Source organism: Paenarthrobacter sp. CC6, assembly GCF_040560085.1.
GTDB lineage: Bacteria > Actinomycetota > Actinomycetes > Actinomycetales > Micrococcaceae > Arthrobacter > Arthrobacter nicotinovorans.
Genome location: NZ_JARDAN010000001.1, coordinates 90,627 through 108,643, shown reverse-complemented (window position 1 = coordinate 108,643; position 18,017 = coordinate 90,627). Strand labels below are relative to the sequence as shown.

The 18,017-nt window shown below is 63.8% G+C and carries 13 protein-coding genes; 10 read left to right on the top strand and 3 right to left on the bottom strand.

Going from position 1 to position 18,017, the window contains the following annotated elements:
- The first annotated feature begins 14 nt into the window (after positions 1-14).
- The 5 genes from glgX to PV760_RS00460 all read left to right on the top strand — a co-directional run bounded on the left by glgX (position 15) and on the right by PV760_RS00460 (position 8,835).
- The gene (gene glgX / locus PV760_RS00480; RefSeq protein ID WP_039242365.1) at positions 15-2,327 is read left to right on the top strand and encodes a glycogen debranching protein GlgX; all 2,313 of its coding nucleotides are present in this window, start codon (positions 15-17) and stop codon (positions 2,325-2,327) included.
- Positions 2,324-4,636 (top strand): malto-oligosyltrehalose synthase, encoded by a 2,313-nt coding sequence (gene treY / locus PV760_RS00475; protein WP_354626911.1) that lies wholly within the window; start codon positions 2,324-2,326, stop codon positions 4,634-4,636. The genes glgX and treY overlap by 4 nt, the downstream gene beginning before the upstream one ends.
- A gap of 52 nt (positions 4,637-4,688) precedes the next feature.
- Complete coding sequence (treZ, locus tag PV760_RS00470) at positions 4,689-6,461, top strand: malto-oligosyltrehalose trehalohydrolase (protein WP_354626910.1); 1,773 nt, start codon at positions 4,689-4,691, stop codon at positions 6,459-6,461.
- Positions 6,462-6,543: 82 nt separating this feature from the next.
- Positions 6,544-7,581 carry an L-glyceraldehyde 3-phosphate reductase gene (mgrA, locus tag PV760_RS00465; protein ID WP_018776642.1) on the top strand — a complete coding sequence of 346 codons (1,038 nt, stop codon included), beginning with the start codon at positions 6,544-6,546 and terminating at the stop codon, positions 7,579-7,581.
- A 168-nt stretch (positions 7,582-7,749) separates the two neighbouring features.
- A complete protein-coding gene (locus PV760_RS00460) occupies positions 7,750-8,835 on the top strand; it encodes an inositol-3-phosphate synthase (RefSeq protein WP_018776641.1) in 1,086 nt (361 codons plus the stop codon).
- Positions 8,836-9,225: 390 nt separating this feature from the next.
- Here PV760_RS00460 and PV760_RS00455 read toward each other — a convergent pair whose 3' ends face one another.
- Positions 9,226-10,914 carry a formate--tetrahydrofolate ligase gene (locus PV760_RS00455; protein WP_354626909.1) on the bottom strand — a complete coding sequence of 563 codons (1,689 nt, stop codon included), beginning with the start codon at positions 10,912-10,914 and terminating at the stop codon, positions 9,226-9,228.
- A gap of 103 nt (positions 10,915-11,017) precedes the next feature.
- Positions 11,018-12,262 (bottom strand): D-inositol-3-phosphate glycosyltransferase, encoded by a 1,245-nt coding sequence (gene mshA, locus PV760_RS00450; RefSeq protein WP_064721605.1) that lies wholly within the window; start codon positions 12,260-12,262, stop codon positions 11,018-11,020.
- 110 nt (positions 12,263-12,372) lie between these two features.
- On the opposite strand from mshA, the gene PV760_RS00445 reads away from it, so the two are divergent.
- The gene (locus PV760_RS00445) at positions 12,373-12,891 is read left to right on the top strand and encodes a GNAT family N-acetyltransferase (RefSeq protein WP_039242338.1); all 519 of its coding nucleotides are present in this window, start codon (positions 12,373-12,375) and stop codon (positions 12,889-12,891) included.
- 13 nt (positions 12,892-12,904) lie between these two features.
- On the opposite strand, the gene PV760_RS00440 is transcribed toward PV760_RS00445, so the two are convergent.
- Positions 12,905-14,284, bottom strand: coding sequence for a family 4 glycosyl hydrolase (locus PV760_RS00440; RefSeq protein ID WP_354626908.1), 1,380 nt, complete (start codon positions 14,282-14,284; stop codon positions 12,905-12,907).
- Positions 14,285-14,331: 47 nt separating this feature from the next.
- Between PV760_RS00440 and PV760_RS00435 the strand changes: the two genes are divergently transcribed.
- The 4 genes from PV760_RS00435 to tsaB are packed head-to-tail and all read left to right on the top strand — an operon-like array spanning position 14,332 to position 18,016.
- Positions 14,332-15,426, top strand: a complete 1,095-nt coding sequence (locus PV760_RS00435; protein WP_354626907.1) for a carbohydrate kinase family protein — start codon at positions 14,332-14,334, stop codon at positions 15,424-15,426.
- Positions 15,427-15,483: 57 nt separating this feature from the next.
- Positions 15,484-16,737: an alanine racemase gene (gene alr / locus PV760_RS00430; protein WP_039242334.1), complete on the top strand. Its 1,254-nt coding sequence runs from the start codon at positions 15,484-15,486 to the stop codon at positions 16,735-16,737.
- Positions 16,734-17,345, top strand: a complete 612-nt coding sequence (gene tsaE, locus PV760_RS00425) for a tRNA (adenosine(37)-N6)-threonylcarbamoyltransferase complex ATPase subunit type 1 TsaE (RefSeq protein WP_354626906.1) — start codon at positions 16,734-16,736, stop codon at positions 17,343-17,345. Before alr ends, tsaE begins: the two co-directional genes overlap by 4 nt.
- A complete protein-coding gene (tsaB, locus tag PV760_RS00420) occupies positions 17,345-18,016 on the top strand; it encodes a tRNA (adenosine(37)-N6)-threonylcarbamoyltransferase complex dimerization subunit type 1 TsaB (protein WP_018776633.1) in 672 nt (223 codons plus the stop codon). Before tsaE ends, tsaB begins: the two co-directional genes overlap by 1 nt.
- Position 18,017: the final 1 nt, after the last annotated feature.

The window sequence follows — 18,017 nt, the reverse complement described above, 5'->3', positions numbered from 1 at the left end:
CAAGAGGAGAACGCATGGAAGTCTGGCCTGGATCGGCTTATCCGCTGGGTGCCACCTTTGACGGCACCGGCACCAACTTCGCGCTATTCAGCGAGAAGGCCGAAAAAGTGGAGTTGTGTCTCTTTGACGACGACGGCGGCGAGGTCCGCGTAGACGTTACCGAGGTAGATGGTTACGTATGGCACTGCTACCTGCCGCAGGTGCAGCCGGGACAGAAGTACGGCTACCGGGTTCACGGGCCCTACGATCCCGATGCCGGTCAGCGTTTCAACCCCAACAAACTGCTGCTGGATCCGTACGCAAAGGCCATCCACCGGCAGATCGACTGGGATCCGTCCCTTTTCTCCTACAACCTGGGAGACCCCGATTCGCGGAACGATGAGGACTCAGCGCCGCACATGATGCTGGGCGTCGTCATCAACCCGTTCTTCGATTGGGACGGCGACAAGCTCCTGAGGATTCCCTACCACAAGTCGGTCATCTATGAGGCCCACGTCAAAGGCTTGACCCAGCTGCACCCGGAAGTCCCCGAAGAGCAGCGCGGCACCTACGCCGGCGTGGCACACCCTGCGGTCATCTCGCACCTGCAGAAGCTCGGGATCACCGCAATCGAACTGATGCCGGTGCACCAGTTCGTCAACGACGGCATCCTGCAGGATAAGGGCCTGAACAACTACTGGGGCTACAACACCATTGGTTTCTTCGCGCCCCACAACAGCTACAGCTCCAAGGGCGACACCGGCCAGCAGGTCCAGGACTTCAAAGCCATGGTCCGTGCGCTGCACACCGCGGGAATCGAAGTCATCCTGGACGTTGTGTACAACCACACCGCCGAAGGCAACCACCTGGGGCCCACGTTGTCGTTCAAGGGCATCGACAACTCCGCGTATTACCGCTTGGTGGAAGATGACCAGAAGTACTACATGGACTACACGGGTACGGGCAACTCGCTGAACGTCCGCAGCCCGCACTCCCTGCAGCTGCTGATGGACTCCCTCCGCTACTGGGTCACGGAAATGCACGTCGACGGCTTCCGCTTCGACCTCGCCTCCACCCTGGCACGCGAGTTCTACGACGTTGACAAACTCTCCACCTTCTTCGAACTCATCCAGCAGGATCCCGTGGTTTCGCAGGTAAAGCTCATTGCCGAACCGTGGGACGTTGGTCCCGGTGGTTACCAGGTTGGCAACTTCCCGCCGCAGTGGACGGAATGGAACGGCCAGTACCGCGATACCGTCCGTGACTTCTGGCGCGGGGAACCCTCGACTCTGGGCGAATTCGCTTCCCGGCTGACCGGGTCGGCTGACCTGTACGAACACTCAGGTCGGCGGCCGGTGGCATCGATCAACTTCGTTACCGCCCACGACGGCTTCACGCTGGCGGACCTCGTCTCCTACAACGAGAAACACAACGAGGCCAACGGCGAAGACAACAACGACGGCGAGTCCCACAACCGTTCATGGAACTGCGGCGAGGAGGGGCCGACAGACAACCCCATCGTCCTCGGCTTGCGGGCGCGTCAGCAGCGGAACTTCATTGCCTCCCTGTTCCTGTCGCAAGGCGTTCCCATGCTGCTGCACGGTGATGAACTTGGCAGGACGCAGAACGGCAACAACAACGGCTACTGCCAGGATTCCGAACTTACGTGGATCAACTGGGACAACGTGGACCAGCCCCTGATCGAATTCACCGCGGCCGTGAGCGCACTGCGTGCCAAGCACCCCAGTTTGCGGCGCAGCCGGTTCTTCGACGGACGCCCTGTCCTGCGTGGGGAGGGCGAGCGGCTCCCGGACATCGTATGGCTGGATGCTGACGCCAGCACCATGAGTCCCTCGGATTGGGATGAAGCCCTGGGCCGCTCCGTTGGCGTGTTCCTGAACGGTGACGGCATCCATGGCCGCGACAACCAGGGCCGCCGCATTACAGACGTCAACTTCCTGCTGTACTTCAACGCCGACCAGGAAGACGTCGACTTCCGGATTCCCTCGGATGAATACGCGCCAGCCTGGGATGTCATGATCGATACTGCCGGAGAGGGAGCCGAAGCGGGTGTCATCAAGCCCGACCAGATCCTTTCCGTTGGCGGTAAGTCGCTGGTGGTCCTCCGTGCGCACAGCACTCCCGAGATCGAGCCGGACCACTCCGTCGCTGCCTCGCTTGCAGCATTGACGCAGACGAGCACCCCTGAAACGGCCTCGATTACGGCTCCCGCCGTCACGTCGCTGCCGTATGACTACAAGGGCCCCGATGAAGGGGACGACGCCGGCGAAGCTGCGGAAGCGGGCGAGGTTACGGAAGCGGGCGAGGCGAAGGAGACCGAATCATGAGGACGCCGGTCTCCACCTACCGTCTCCAGATCCGTCCCGGCTTCACCTTGCAGGATGCCGCCGGACTCACGGGTTACCTGCACTCCCTGGGCGTCGATTGGGTGTACGTCTCGCCCATCCTGACCGCGGAGCAGGGCTCGGACCACGGCTATGACGTGACCGATCCCTCCACGGTGGACCCCTCCCGGGGTGGCCCCGAGGGTTTGGCTGCCCTGTCCAGGGCCGCCAAGGACAACGGCATGGGAATTCTTGCCGACATCGTGCCCAACCACATGGGTGTTGCCACTCCCAAGCAGAACGCCTGGTGGTGGAACCTCCTGAAAGACGGGCGGGATTCCAAATACGCCGAGGCCTTCGACGTGGACTGGGAATTCGGCGGCGGCAAGATCCGGATCCCGGTCCTGGGCAGCGACGACGACCTCGACCAGCTCAAGCTGGTGGACGGCGAACTGCACTACTACGACCACCGCTTCCCCTTGGCCGAAGGAACGTTCGCCTCAGGAGACAGCCCCAAGGATGTCCACTCGCGCCAGCATTACGAATTGATCGGATGGCGGCGGGCAGATGCGGATCTGAACTACCGCCGATTCTTCGCCGTGAATACCCTGGCCGGCATCCGGGTCGAAATTCCCTGGGTGTTCGACGAGTCGCACGCCGAGGTTGTCCGCTGGTTCCACGAAGGCCTGGTGGACGGACTCAGGATCGACCATCCGGATGGGCTTGCCGATCCGGAAGGCTACCTTGCCAGGCTTCGCGAGGCGACCGGGGGCGCTTACCTGCTTGTGGAGAAAATCCTCGAACCCGGCGAGCAACTTCCGGAGACGTTCAGCTGCGAAGGAACAACCGGTTATGACGCCCTCGCGGACGTAGACCGCCTGTTCGTGGATCCGACCGCCGAGGAATACCTCAATTCCTTGGACGCGCGGTTGCGGAACTCGGAGAAAGCGGCCGATTACGCCGAGATGATCCATGGGACCAAGCGGCGGATCGCTGACGGCATCCTGCGTTCAGAGATCCTGCGGCTTGCCCGCTTGGTACCGGTCTCCCTGGAACTGCCGTTCGCCAAGGTGGCCGACTCCCTTGCCGAGGTCATCTGCTGGTTCCCCATTTACCGGACATATTTGCCCTACGGCGGGAAAACCCTCGTGGAAGCAATCGAGCGGGCCGGCCGACACCGCCCCGAACTCGAACCCGTCCTTGGGAAGCTGCAGCCGCTCCTGCTGGATCCCGAAAGTGCTTTGGCGCGGCGGTTCCAGCAGACATCGGGAATGGTCATGGCCAAGGGCGTGGAGGACACGGCATTCTTCCGCTACACCCGATTGGGCTCTCTCACCGAAGTCGGCGCAGACCCCACGGAGTTCTCGTTGCCCAGCGGGGTCTTCCACGAACGGATGGCCCGGCGCCAGCAGCTCCTGCCGCTCTCCATGACCACCCTGAGCACGCACGACACAAAGCGGAGCGAGGACGCCAGGGCGCGGATATCGGTTATTTCCGAGGCCGTGCCGGAGTGGGAACTTTTCCTTGGAACAGTTCAGCAGCTCGCGCCGATTCCGGACGGACCGTTGGCGGCGCTGGTCTGGCAGTCGATCGTGGGTGCCTGGCCGGCAGACCGCGGGCGGCTTCAGTCATACGCGTTGAAGGCGGCGCGCGAGGCCGGCAACTCCACCAACTGGACCGACCCGAACCCGGAGTTCGAAAGGCAGCTTGCAGCCGCCGTCGACGCCGCGTTCGACGTTCCCGAGGTCGCGGCCGCCTTGAAGAACTTCGTGGCTGAGCTGGAACCATACGGGACCTCCAACTCGCTGTCCGCCAAGTTGATCCAGCTCACCATGCCCGGCGTCCCTGACGTTTACCAAGGCACGGAGTTCCGGGACGGATCACTGACCGATCCGGACAACCGACGGCCGGTGGACTTCAAGGCACGCAAAGAAGCTTTGGCAGCATTGGACCAGGGAGCGACACCGTCGTTCACGGAGGAATCGGCCAAGTTGCTGGTGCTCTCCCGGGCGTTGAGGTTGCGTAGGGACCGGCCCGAGCTGTTCGAAGGTTACTTGCCCGTCGCGGCGCAGGGAGCGGCAGCACCACATGTGGTGGCCTTCGACCGCGGGTCTGGTCGTCGTGGCGCGCTGACTGTCGCCACGCGCCTTCCCCGTCGTCTTGCACGGGAAGGCGGCTGGCGGGACACCGTCATCGAACTCACGGTGAACTGCAGGGACGAGCTCACAGGGGCGAGCTATGCCCCGGGTGCTGTCCAGTTGAGCACCCTGCTGGAGCGGTACCCTGTGGCGCTGCTGGTACCCACTGACTGACGCCACCACGAATCACGGCAACGCACGCTTAAGGAACGTACAGGGGAACATCATGCTGAAGCACGCTGCTGGAAAGAATCTCTTTGATGTCTGGGCGCCGAACGCAAAAACTGTTCGGCTGGTGGCCGGAGGCCACGAATACGGCATGGAGCAATACGACGACGCCGCTGCCCACGGCTGGTGGCACGCGCCGGCTGAGGCGGTGGCAGGGGGAGTCGACGGCGTGCCGTACGGCTATCTTGTGGATGGAGAAGGACCGTTCCCTGATCCGCGTTCGCGGCGGCAGCCGGACGGCGTCCATGGCCTGTCTTCAACGTTCGACCCGTCCATCCACGAATGGAAGGATTCCGGCTGGAAGGGACGGAACCTCAAGGGTTCCGTCATCTACGAACTGCACCTGGGCACGTTCACGCCGGAGGGCACACTGGATGCCGCCGCTGGAAAATTGGACTACTTGGTGGACCTCGGCGTCGATTTCATTGAACTCCTGCCGGTCAACGGGTTCAACGGTGTCCACAACTGGGGTTACGACGGCGTCCTTTGGTACGCCGTGCATGAACCCTATGGTGGTCCCGCCGCCTATCAGCGCTTTGTTGACGCGGCGCACGCTGCGGGGCTTGGCGTCATCCAGGACGTCGTCTACAACCACCTCGGTCCGAGCGGAAACTACCTGCCAAAGTACGGTCCTTACCTGAAATCGGGGGAGGGCAACACCTGGGGTGACTCCGTCAACCTTGACGGCCCGGGCTCCGATGACGTGCGCCGCTACATTCTGGAGAATGCGGCGATGTGGCTCCGCGACTACCACGTTGACGGACTTCGGCTCGATGCCGTCCATGCACTCCGGGACGAACGGGCCGTGCACATCCTGGAGGACTTTGGTGCGCTGGCTGACCAGATCGAGTCTGAAACGGGGATACCGAAAACCCTCATCGCAGAATCGGACCTGAACAACCCGCGCCTCATCTATCCCCGCAAGGACAACGGCTACGGGCTGGAGGGGCAGTGGAGCGACGACTTCCACCACGCCGTCCACGTCAACCTCAGCGGAGAAACCACCGGCTACTACTCGGACTTTGAATCGCTGTCCGTGCTTGCCAAGGTCCTGGAACACGGCTTCTTCCACGATGGCAGCTACTCGAGCTTCCGGGGTCGCCATCATGGCCGGTCAATCCGGCATGACCTCGCGCACCCATCGGCCCTGGTGGTCTGCCTGCAAAACCATGACCAAATCGGAAACCGGGCCATAGGTGACCGACTCACCGCGACGTTGTCCTATGGCAAGTTGGCCATAGGTGCCGTGCTGACCATGACCTCTCCCTTCACCCCCATGCTGTTCATGGGAGAGGAGTTCGGTGCTTCAACGCCGTGGCAGTTCTTCACCTCCCACCCGGAGCCCGATCTGGGCAAGGCCACAGCCGAGGGACGGATCAAGGAGTTCGAGCGGATGGGGTGGGATCCGGCCGTTGTCCCCGATCCACAGGATCCCCAGACGTTCGAACGCTCCAAGCTCAAGTGGGAGGAGGCCGGCGAGGGAGACCACGCCCGCCTGCTCCAGTTGTACAGGGATTTGGCACAGCTGCGCCGAAACACGCCTGAACTAGTCGACGGCGGCTTCGGGGACACCTCCGTCGAGTTCGACGACGAGGAACAGTGGCTGCAGATGTCCCGGGGGAAAATCCGTGTTGTGTGCAACTTCGGTGACGACGCACTCGTGACGGCCCTCGAGGGGTCCTTGTTGCTGTCTACCGATTCCGAAGCTGCCCTGGACGAGGACACGCTGACGCTCCCGGGCGCCAGCGCCGCCGTCGTACGCGTCAACTGACACCAGCAGTGAACCGGGGTGACGGCGCCCACATGGCGGACACCGCCGTCGCCCCGGTTTCCACAGTGGCAGGATGGTACGTATGACTTATTCGGCCGCGGAAAACCGCTACGAAACCATGCCCTACCGCCGTGTCGGACGCAGCGGACTCAAGCTGCCCGCCATCTCGTTGGGCCTTTGGCACAACTTCGGCGACGACAAGCGATTCGACGAGCAACGCGCCATCCTGCGCAGGGCTTTCGACCTCGGCGTCAATCACTTCGACCTCGCCAACAACTACGGTCCGCCGGACGGATCGGCCGAAACGAACTTCGGACGCCACTTGAAGGACGACTTCAAGCCCTACCGCGACGAACTCGTCATCTCCACGAAGGCCGGCTACTACATGTGGCCTGGTCCGTACGGCGAATGGGGATCCCGCAAGTACCTGATTTCCAGCCTCGACCAGTCCCTCGAACGCATGGGCCTGGAGTACGTGGACATCTTCTACAGCCACCGCCCGGACCCCGAAACACCCTTGGAAGAAACCATGGGCGCCCTGGACTACGCGGTCCGTTCAGGCAAGGCGCTCTACGCGGGCATCTCGTCCTACACCCCTGAGCAGACCCTCGAAGCGGCCCGGATCCTCAAGGAACTCGGCACCCCGCTGCTGATCCACCAGCCGAGCTACTCCATGCTGAACCGGTGGACCGAGAATGGCTCACCCAACCTCTACGAGGCATTGGACCAGGTGGGCGCAGGCTCCATCGCTTTCTCGCCCTTGGCCCAGGGGATGCTGACCGACCGGTACCTCAACGGTGTGCCGGCCGACTCCCGCGCAGCAAAGGAACGTTTCCTGTCCGAGTCGCAGCTGACCGAGGACAAGCTTGACCGGGTGCGCGGGCTCAACGCAATCGCCCAGGGCCGGGGACAGACGCTCGCCCAAATGGCTGTGGCCTGGATCCTCCGGGATCAGCCTAAGGGCTCGCCGGTGACGTCGGCACTGGTGGGAGCTTCCAGTGTGAAGCAGCTGGAAGACACGCTCAGCGCCATCCAAAACCTGGAGTTCACCACGGAAGAACTGACGGCGATCGACGAGTTTGCTGTTGAATCGGACATCAACCTGTGGGCGCAAAAGTAGCCGTTCACGATTGACATAAACGGGAGGGGCCGGTCGGGAACAAAGGCGGCCCCTCCTGTGTTGGCTACAATGCAAGTGTGCGCCGAATGGCGCCGTGCCAATCAGTCGTGCCCTGGACTCAGCCAGCGGTGCGCCTGGCACCTGAGGTTTAGTTCTCAAAGGAGTTCCGTGTCTTCACATCCGATTCGTGTTGCCATTGTCGGCGTAGGTAACTGCGCCGCATCGCTGGTCCAAGGTGTTCAGTACTACCGCGACGCTGACCCCAAGGCCACGATCCCGGGTCTGATGCACGTCGAGTTCGGCCAGTATCACGTCAACGACGTCCACTTCGTTGCTGCTTTCGATGTCGACAGCAAGAAGGTTGGACTGGACCTGGCGGACGCCATCGGCGCCAGCGAAAACAACACCATCAAGATTGCCGACGTCCCCGCTACGGGCGTCACCGTCCAGCGCGGCCACACACTGGACGGACTGGGCAAGTACTACCGCGAAACCATCGTTGAGGCTCCGGAAGAGGCCGTGGACATCGTCGCTGCATTGCGCGAAGCCAAAGCGGACGTCATGGTCTGCTACCTGCCTGTTGGTTCGGACCAGGCCGCCAAGTTCTACGCCCAGTGCGCCATCGACGCCGGCGTCGCTTTCGTCAACGCACTGCCCGTGTTCATCGCCGGCACCAAGGAATGGGCCGACAAGTTCACTGCTGCCGGTATCCCGATCGTGGGCGACGACATCAAGAGCCAGATCGGTGCCACCATCACCCACCGTGTCATGGCCAAGCTGTTCGAAGACCGCGGCGTCACCCTGGACCGTACGTACCAGCTGAACGTCGGCGGCAACATGGACTTCAAGAACATGCTGGAGCGCGACCGCCTGGAATCCAAGAAGATCTCCAAGACCCAGGCCGTTACTTCAAACGTCGAGGCCGAGCTGCACGCCGACGACGTCCACATCGGGCCTTCCGACTACGTCGCCTGGCTTGATGACCGCAAGTGGGCCTTCGTCCGCCTCGAAGGCCGCAACTTCGGCGACGCCCCTGTATCCCTGGAGTACAAGCTCGAGGTATGGGATTCCCCGAACTCTGCCGGCGTGATCATCGATGCCATCCGCGCCGCCAAGATCGGCCTGGACCGCGGCATCGGCGGCCCGCTGCTCTCCGCTTCCAGCTACTTCATGAAGTCGCCGCCGGAGCAGTTCAACGACGACATCGCCCGCGAAAAGGTCGAAGCCTTCATCCGCGGCGACATCGAACGCTAAACACCGCAGGACCCCTTTGTCACCTGACGCCCCCGCACTGTGTGCGGGGGCGTCAGTCGTCTCCGGGACCCTCGCTCACATCCCCATGGTTTCCCACGGTCGCTTGCTCACATCCCCATGGTTTGGTGGCGACGCTCGCTCACATCCCTGGGGTTTGACGGCGACGCTCGCTCACATCCCTATGGTTTGACGCCGACGCTAACTCACATCCCTGCGGTTTGACGCCGACGCTTACTCACCCCTTCAAACGCGTGCGGGAGGGTTTGGTTGAAGGGCGTGGGTTGTGCGGGAGGGTTTGGTTGAAGGGCGTGGGGTGTGCGGGAGGGTTTGGCTGAAGGGCGTGGGGTGTGCGGGAGGGTTTGGCTGAAGGGCGTGGGGTGTGAGGGAGGGTTAGAAAAGGCCCATGGGGTTGCCGTCGGCGTCGACGTCCATGCGCATGGCTGCCGGTTCCTTCGGGAGCCCGGGCATGGTCATGACGGCCCCGGTCAGTGCCACGATGAAACCGGCACCGGTTTTCGGGATGAGGTCGCGAACGTGCACCCGGAAACCCTTGGGTGCCCCGAGCCTGGAGGCGTCGTCAGTGAAGGAGTACTGGGTTTTCGCCATGCAGACGGGAAGGCCGGACCAGCCGTTCTTCTCAATCTCCGCAAGGCGTTTGAGGGCCGGCACGGAGAACTCCACGCCATCGGCCCCGTATATCTCCTGCACGATCGTCCGGATCTTGTCCTCCACAGGCAGCTCCAGCGGGTAGAGGTGATGGAAACTGGACGGCGCATCGAAGGCAGCTGCCACCTTGGCGGCCAGTTCGTCCCCGCCGTCGCCGCCTCCACCGCGGCCCCAGACATCTGCGACGGCGGCCTCCACCCCTTCCGCTGCACACCATGCAAGGAGCCAGTCGAGTTCTTCCGCAGTGTCGGTGGCGAACTTGTTGATGGAGACAACCGGGGTGATACCAAATTTGACCACGTTCCGGACATGCCTCTTGAGGTTCTCCACTCCGGCAGCCATGGCATCCATGTTGGGCTCGCCGAGGTGTTCCTTGGGAACCCCGCCTTGCATCTTGAGGGCCCGGATGGTGGCAACAACCACGACGGCGGATGGCGCCACTGCTGCGATCCGCGCCTTGATGTCCATGTACTTTTCGGCGCCAAGGTCCGCCCCGAAGCCGGCCTCGGTGACCACCACGTCAGCCAGCTGCATGGCCGTCCTGGTGGCGATCAGCGAATTGCATCCATGGGCGATGTTCGCAAACGGACCCCCATGTACCAGCGCCGGAGTTCCTGCGATGGTCTGGACAAGGTTTGGCTTGATGGCGTCCTTCAGGAGCATCGTAAGTGCGCCTTCAACACCGAGATCCGCCACGGTGACCGGTGCCCGCTCATAGGTGTACCCGAAAGTGATCCTGCCCAGGCGGCATCGGAGATCGTCCAGGTCCGTGGCCAAGCAGAAGACGGCCATGATCTCGGACGCCACGGTAATGTCGAATCCATCCTGCCGTGGCACGCCCTGCGCGGGGCCACCAAGGCCGATCACCACTTCCCGCAGGGCACGGTCGTTCATGTCAAGGACGCGTTTGAACGTCATGCGGCGGGGGTCGATTCCCAGCTGGTTTCCTTGGAAGATGTGGTTGTCCACCAAGGCCATGAGGGCGTTGTTTGCTGAGGTGATCGCGTGGAAATCCCCGGTGAAGTGCAAGTTGATGTCGTCCATCGGCAGGACCTGGGAGTAGCCACCTCCCGTAGCCCCGCCCTTCATCCCCAGGATCGGCCCCAAGGAAGGTTCCCTAAGCGCGATCATGACTTTGTGTCCGGCGCGGGCCAGGGAATCGGCGAGTCCTACTGTGGTGGTTGATTTGCCTTCTCCGGCGGGAGTGGGGGACATGGCTGAAACAAGCACTACTTTCCCCGGCACCTTGTCGGCAGGGAACGCCAGCTTTCCAGGGTTGATCTTGGCTTTGTAACGCCCGTACAGCTCAAGGGCATCCACGTTGATGCCCGCTCTTTGGGCGATCTCCTCAATGGGGAGCATGGCGGCATTGCGGGCAATCTCAAGATCACTCATGGCCTTGTTTTCAGACATCGTTGTCCTTCGGCTGGATGTTCCCGTGTCGCGGCTGACGCTTATGGCGCGCTAACGCTGTGCGCGACAATCTACCAGCCGCGAGGCTCGACGCTGAGGAACCTCAGGTCCTCGGAAGCAACAGGCCCCCGACGGCTTCACGGTAGCTGTCCAAGGTGATCGCAGCTGTGCGCTGCCAGCCGAACGATTCGGCATGGGTGGCCGCGAGCCGGCCCATGTCCTCGCGGGTCTGGACGTCGTCGTAGAGGTCCTCGAGGGCATCGGCCCAGTCCGTGGGGTTGTGTCCGTCCACCAGGATTCCGGTGCGGCCGTCCGAGATTGCCCGGGACAGACCACCGACGTTGGTGGCGACTACGGGTGTACCGCACGCCTGTGCTTCCAAAGCCACCAGGCCAAAGGACTCGCTGAACGATGGCATCACGACGACGTCGGCCGAGCGGAACCACCCGGCGAGTTCGGGCGCCACCACCGGCGGACGGTGGGTGACGACGTCGTCGAGTCCTGCTTCGTGGATGATCTGTTGGAGGTTGAAGTCTTTGGCGCCGCTCAGCGAGCCCAGGATGGTCATTTCCAGGTCGATGTCCGGCCTGCGCTTGCGGAGGATTCCGGCGGCCTTGACGAAAATCTGGGGACCTTTGAGCCGCTGGATCCGGCCGGCAAACAGAATGTGGAAGCTCTCCGGCCGCACCTCCAGCCGGGCGCGTGACTTCTTTCGGAACGACGGCGTAAAGACGTTGAGGTCTACGCCGGGCGGAGCGATGTCGATCCGGTCGCGGTCCGCCCCGTAGTGCGACACGAGTTCATCGGCTTCAGCTGGGGTATTGGCTATCAGGCGGGCCGCGCCATCGACGATCCGCTGCTCGCCGTTCTCGCGGCGCCGCGGCTCCGGGTGTTCGCCGGGTTGCAGCACGAGGTTCTTTACCTTCGCCATGGTGTGCATGGTGTGCACCAGAGGAACTCCCCACAGTGAGGCCAACTCAAGCCCCGCAACGCCGGAGACCCAATAGTGCGAGTGGATGGCGTCGTAGCGGCCATGCAGTTGCCGGTTCCGGATATTGTCGATCTCCACCACCATGTGGTGCAGGAGTTCGGGCAGTTCTTCCTTGGGTATCTTGCGGCGTGGTCCGGCCTTGACGTTGTGGACGCATACGCCGGGACCGGGATGCTCGACGGCGGGCTGGCTGGCTTTGGTAGCGCGCGTAAAGATCTCCACTTCAACACCCGACTCGGCAAGTGCCATGGCCAAAGCCCGGACGTAGACGTTCATCCCACCGGCGTCACCGGCCCCGGGCTGCTCCATGGGGGAGGTGTGCAGTGACAAGAACGCCACTCGACGGACCATCGGCATCGCACCCCTCCTGACTTTCACCGCACGTGGCTTTTGCCCTGCAGAAAACACTACTCCTGCCAAACCGTGCCTCAATAAAGCGGCCCCGCTATGTGGACAAGGCTGCTAGCGTGTGGGCTGTGAGCCAAGAACAAAGCTTTGACATCCGCATCGCAACACCGGGCGACTGGGCCGGCATCTGGTCCATCCTGGAACCCGTGATCCGGGAAGGCGAGACCTTCACCTGGGACCGCGGCACACCGGAGGACGAAGCGAAGGCGAAGTGGACCAAGGAAGAGCCCGGCCAGACGTTTGTGGCCGTCGACAGGGAATCCGGCAAGATTCTCGGGACCGGCGAATTCCACCCCAACCAGGGCGGTGGTGGCAGCCATGTCGCCAACGCCGGTTACATGGTGGCGGCCAACCACTCGGGCCAGGGCATTGCGCGGGCGCTCTGCGCGTACTCGCTCCAGGAAGCCAAAGCTGCGGGGTTCTACGCCATGCAGTACAACGCGGTGGTGGAGAGCAACGTCAGGGCCGTGTGGCTGTGGCAGTCCATGGGATTCCGGATCCTTGCCACGGTGCCGGAGGCCTTCAACCATCCGGAGATCGGCTACGTGGGCCTGCACGTGATGTACCGCAAACTCTAGCCTTGTCCCGCCCTTACCCCCAGAGCCCGGCCATCCCGGGGAATGCCTCCTCATAGCCTGCCAGCAGCTGCGTGCCCAGCAGCTCCGATCCCACCAACGGGTGCGACGCAAACGCCTGGACGGCTGCTTCCCGGTCGTGGTCACGGACGGCGCGGATCGTCAGCCGCTCCACCTCCTTGACGCGCTGCATCAAGGTGAGGAACGGGCCCGGCGGCCTTTCCTGCGCGACTGCCACGGCGCCGTCGGGCGTCACCTGGGAGGGGACTTCGACGACGGCGTCCGGCGGCAGCCCGGGCACGGCCACCTCCGCCGGGTGAAGACTCCCGGTGGGCAGCACGGGAGCGTTCGGCACGTTGAGGATGAGCTGGGCGGTCCCGCCGCCCGAGAGGGCCCGCATTACGGACAGAGCCACCCTCTCGTAGCCGCCACCAGCGAGATCGGACTCGTCGCGCTGTTCCCCGTGGGTGCGGGCTTCGGCGAGGTACCCCTCTTCGCGGGATCGCCGGGCCGCATCCCATAGCGCATAGGCGTCCTCCGCCCGCAGCAGATCGGGGTAGAGCGAATGCTGCTGTTGGTGGATGGACGCCCCACGCGTTTGCCGTTGTCCACGGATAGCCTGGGTGGCCTGCGACGTCTGGTAGTAGTAATAGAGGTACTCGTTGGGCAGGCAACCGAGCTTTTCCAGGGTGTGCTGCCCGAACAGGCGCCCTTCTTCAATCGACTCAAGGGCGGCAGGATCCGCCAGCAGCCCGGGCAGGAGGTCCGCGCCACCTGGTGCCAGCCGGTAGAGCCAGCCGAGGTGGTTCAGCCCGTAGTAGCCCACGCCGTCGAGGTTTCCTTCCTCCAGCGGGACACCGGCTGCCCGGGCCGCCCGCTGGGCCAGGCCCCCAGCGGAATCACAGATCCCAATCACCCGGTTCCCAAGCAGCGGCACCAATGCCTCGGTGACCATTCCGGCGGGGTTGGTGAAGTTGATAAGCCATGCACCGGGGCAGTGACGCCGCATGGCCTGGGCGAGTTCGAGCATCCGGGGGATGGATCGCAGGGCGTAGGAAATCCCGCCTGCTCCGGTGGTCTCCTGGCCCAGCAGCCCCAGATCAAGTGCAACACGCTCATCGGCGATCCGGCCGGCCGTTCCACCAGGCCGGATGGCCGCGAAAACCACGTCGGTTCCCGTGAGCGCCTGGCCAAGGTCGCTGCAGGCGACGACGGCGGGACCGGAACCGGGGCCTGTGGGCATATCGCGGAGTACGGCCTGGATTGCTTGGAGCCGTTGCCCATCGACGTCGAAAAGCACCAATTCGCTGACCAGGCCGGCGAAGGGGCCAGTACACAACGCCCGGTACACAAGGGGAACCCGGAATCCGCCACCGCCGGCGATCATAAGCCGCATGATCCGAGTCTATGCAGCTCCGCAAGCTGCAGCGTAGTCTGCCGTTCATGGACGCTATGCCGCAGCGACGATTCGACCCCCTTGCCTCCGTAAGGTCAGACGCTGACGCCGGGTGCGACCTTCTCCTGACCGGCACGGTTTTCCAGGACATCATTTTCACCGGCCTTCCCCAAGCGCCGGAACCGGGCACGGAAGTGTGGAGCGAGGGCATGGGAAGCTGCCCGGGAGGGGTGGCCAACCAGGCCATTGCGGCAGCGCGGCTCGGGTTGCGGACCAACCTTGCAGCGACCTTCGGAGACGACGGTTACGGCGACTACAACTGGCAGATCCTGGAGAAGCAGGAGCACGTGGACCTGTCGTTGTCGCAGCGGGTTCCCGGGTGGCACTCACCAGTGACTGTTTCCATGTGCGTGAACCAGGACCGCTCCATGGTCACCCACGGCCATCCCGCCCCGATCTCTGCTTCCCAGCTGATTGGCCAGCCTCCGCGGGCGCTCGCAGCCGTTGCGGACCTGGAGGAGGAGATGGAGCCGTGGATGCTGGCCGCAATGAAATCCGGTACCAAGCTTTTTGGGGTGGTGGGGTGGGACCCTACCGGGAAATGGTCGGAGCGCCGGCTGGACCAGCTGGAGAACTTTTATGCTTTCCTGCCCAACGCTCCCGAGGCCATGGCGTTCACCGGCAAATCCGACCCCTGGGCGGCGCTGTACTCGCTGGCTGACCGCGTGCCGGTAGCCGTGGTGACCTTGGGTCCCCAAGGGGCAGTGGCGGTGGACTCGGAGAGCGGCGAGGAAGAGTGGGTGCCTTCTTTGCCGGTCTCGGCTTCTGATCCAACGGGAGCAGGGGACTGCTTCGGTGCGGCCTTCATCGTGGGGTGCCTCGCAGGATGGCGGCTGGGTGACCGCCTGCGCTTTGCCAACCTGTGCGCTTCGCTTGCCGTCCAGGAGGTTGGCGGGTCCCTGGCCGCACCCGGCTGGGGAGACATCGCGGACTGGTGGCAGCGGGCGAACGCGCGGAAGGAGCGGCAAAGCAGCCAGTGGCTGAGGCGCTTCGCGTTCCTGGAACCGATCGTGAAGGACATCCCCGCTGAAGCCCAACGACGCGCCCGGGCCACCATCGCGCACTTGTCGGATGCCCAGTAGGGGTGAACGACCGTGCGCAGTTAACCCGAATTCACCGGCACCACTAGAATCTCTAGGGTGACTTATGAAGCAGCAGCAGATATCGGGATCGGCGAAAAGGCCTCAATAGCCAAGTCGGCGGTCCTGGAACGGTCCGCGGTGATCGATCTCGAAGCTGTACGCCACAACGTGCGGCAATTCGTCGCCATCGCCTCTCCTGCCGCGGTCATGGCCGTAGTGAAGGCCGACGCGTATGGTCACGGAGCCGTCCAGGTTGCGCGGGCAGCCCTCGACGCCGGTGCGGCATGGCTCGGGGTGGCGCACATTTCCGAGGCCCTTGCCTTGCGGGCCGCCGGTATCGACGCTCCGTTGCTTGCCTGGCTGCACACCCGCGAGAGCAACTTCCAGGCAGCCGTCGCCGCGGGCATCGACGTCGGAATCTCCGGCTGGGAGCTGGATGCCGTAGTTGCGGCAGCCCGCGAACAGGAACGGCCTGCACGGGTACACCTCAAGGTGGACACCGGCCTGGGCCGCAACGGCTGCACCATTGCCGACTGGGATCAACTGCTGGGCCAGGCCATGGACTACCAGGACCAGGGCCTGCTGCGCGTGGTGGGGATCTTCTCTCATCTCGCCGTGGCCGATGAACCGCACCGCCCCGAAACCGATGAGCAGCTCGCTGTCTTCCGTGAAGCCATCGCCATGGCTGAAGACGCCGGTGTGGACACGGAGGTCCGGCATATCGCCAACACTCCCGCTGCGTTGTCGCGCCCGGATTCGCACTTCGACCTGGTGCGCGTGGGCCTCGGCGTCTACGGATTGTCGCCCTTCGAAGGCGCGACGTCGGCCGAACTTGGCTTGCACCCCGCCATGACCGTCCGCACGCTCCTGTCCAATTGCAAGCAGGTCCCGGCAGGGCAGGGCGTCTCCTACGGCCTGAACTACCGCACCAGCGAAGAAAGCACCCTTGGCCTGGTCCCGTTGGGCTACGCCGACGGGGTTCCGCGGATCGCCACGGGCGGACCGGTCCGCGTCAATGGCGTCAACTACCCGGTAGTGGGCAGGATCGCCATGGACCAGATGGTCATCGACCTGGGCCCCCTGACTCCTGAGGCAGCCGCGGAGCTTCGGGGCGCCGAAGCCGTCATGTTCGGCAATGGCTCCGATCACGGCCCCACGGCCGACGATTGGGCCGCAGCTGCCGGAACCAACAACTACGAAATCGTCACGCGCATCAGCCAGCGGGTGCCTCGCAGCTACGTCAATGAAGTACCCTCCCAGCCGGCATCGCAGACCGACGTTGCCACCGACGCCAAAGCAGCAGCGCTGTGAGCGAACCCCTGTGGGAACGCACGTTGAAGGTCACGACGGCGGAGCAGACACACGCGCTCGCAGCAGCGCTCGGTGAGGTGCTTGAGACCGGCGACCTCCTAGTCCTGACCGGGGAACTGGGCGCTGGAAAGACCACGTTCACCCAGGGGCTGGGGGAGGGCCTGGGTGTAAGGGCCGGCATCATCTCGCCGACCTTTGTGCTGGTCAGGATCCATCCGAACCTTCCGGACGGTCCCAGGCCGGGTGGGCCTGACTTGGTCCATGTTGACGCGTACAGGCTGGACTCGGCCGCAGAGATCGACGACATCGACCTCGAAAACACCATGGACACCGCCGTCACGGTGGTGGAGTGGGGGCGGGACCGGGTGGAGCATCTCTCGGATAGCCGCCTGGAAGTGGAGCTGCACAGGGCCGTGGGCGGCGGCGCCTCGGCAGGAACGGTGACGGATGACGTCCTGGACTTTGACAGCGATGACGACGACGAGCCCCGCACCATCGTGTTCCGGGGATTCGGTCCACGGTGGGCGGATGAGCCACGGCTCCTGGCCACCGCAGGACAGCCGGACAGCGCAGCGCAACCGGACACCGCACACGAGGGAGATAACTGATGTTGATCCTGGCCATTGATACTTCCGCCGTTGCCAGCGCAGCCCTGATCTCCGACGACGCCATGGAAGGCGTGGTGGATTCCTTCGCTACGGAAGATACCCGTAGCCACGCCGAAGTTCTTGCCCCGGGTATTGAGAAGCTGTTGACCGGAGCAGGCGTTACCGGCGCGGACATCGATGCGATCGTCACCGGTGTTGGCCCGGGCCCGTTTACCGGGCTCCGCTCCGGTATCGCGACCGCCCGCACCTTGGCGTTCGTGTGGAACAAACCGTTGTACGGACTGATGAGCCTGGACGCCATTGCCCTTGAGGTGGCCGAATCCACAGCGGCAGTTCCCGGGTTCCTGGTGGCAACAGACGCCCGGCGCAAAGAGGTCTACTGGGCCCGCTACTCCCTGAAGGAGGGCCAGCTGCCGGATCTCGTGGATGGACCGCACGTGGGCTTCGCCTCCGAACTGCCCGACTTGCCGGTGTTCGGTGCCGGCGCCGGCCTGTACGCGGATGTACTCAGGGCCGATGAAGACTTTGCGTCCACGCAGCCCGACGCCGCTTCCCTTGGCCAGTTCGCCCTTGCCCGGCTCGCATCAGGCCGGCCCCTTCTGGATTCGACCCCTCTGTACCTGCGGGAATCCGACGCCCAAGTACCGGGACCCCGGAAGCGCGCACTGTGAT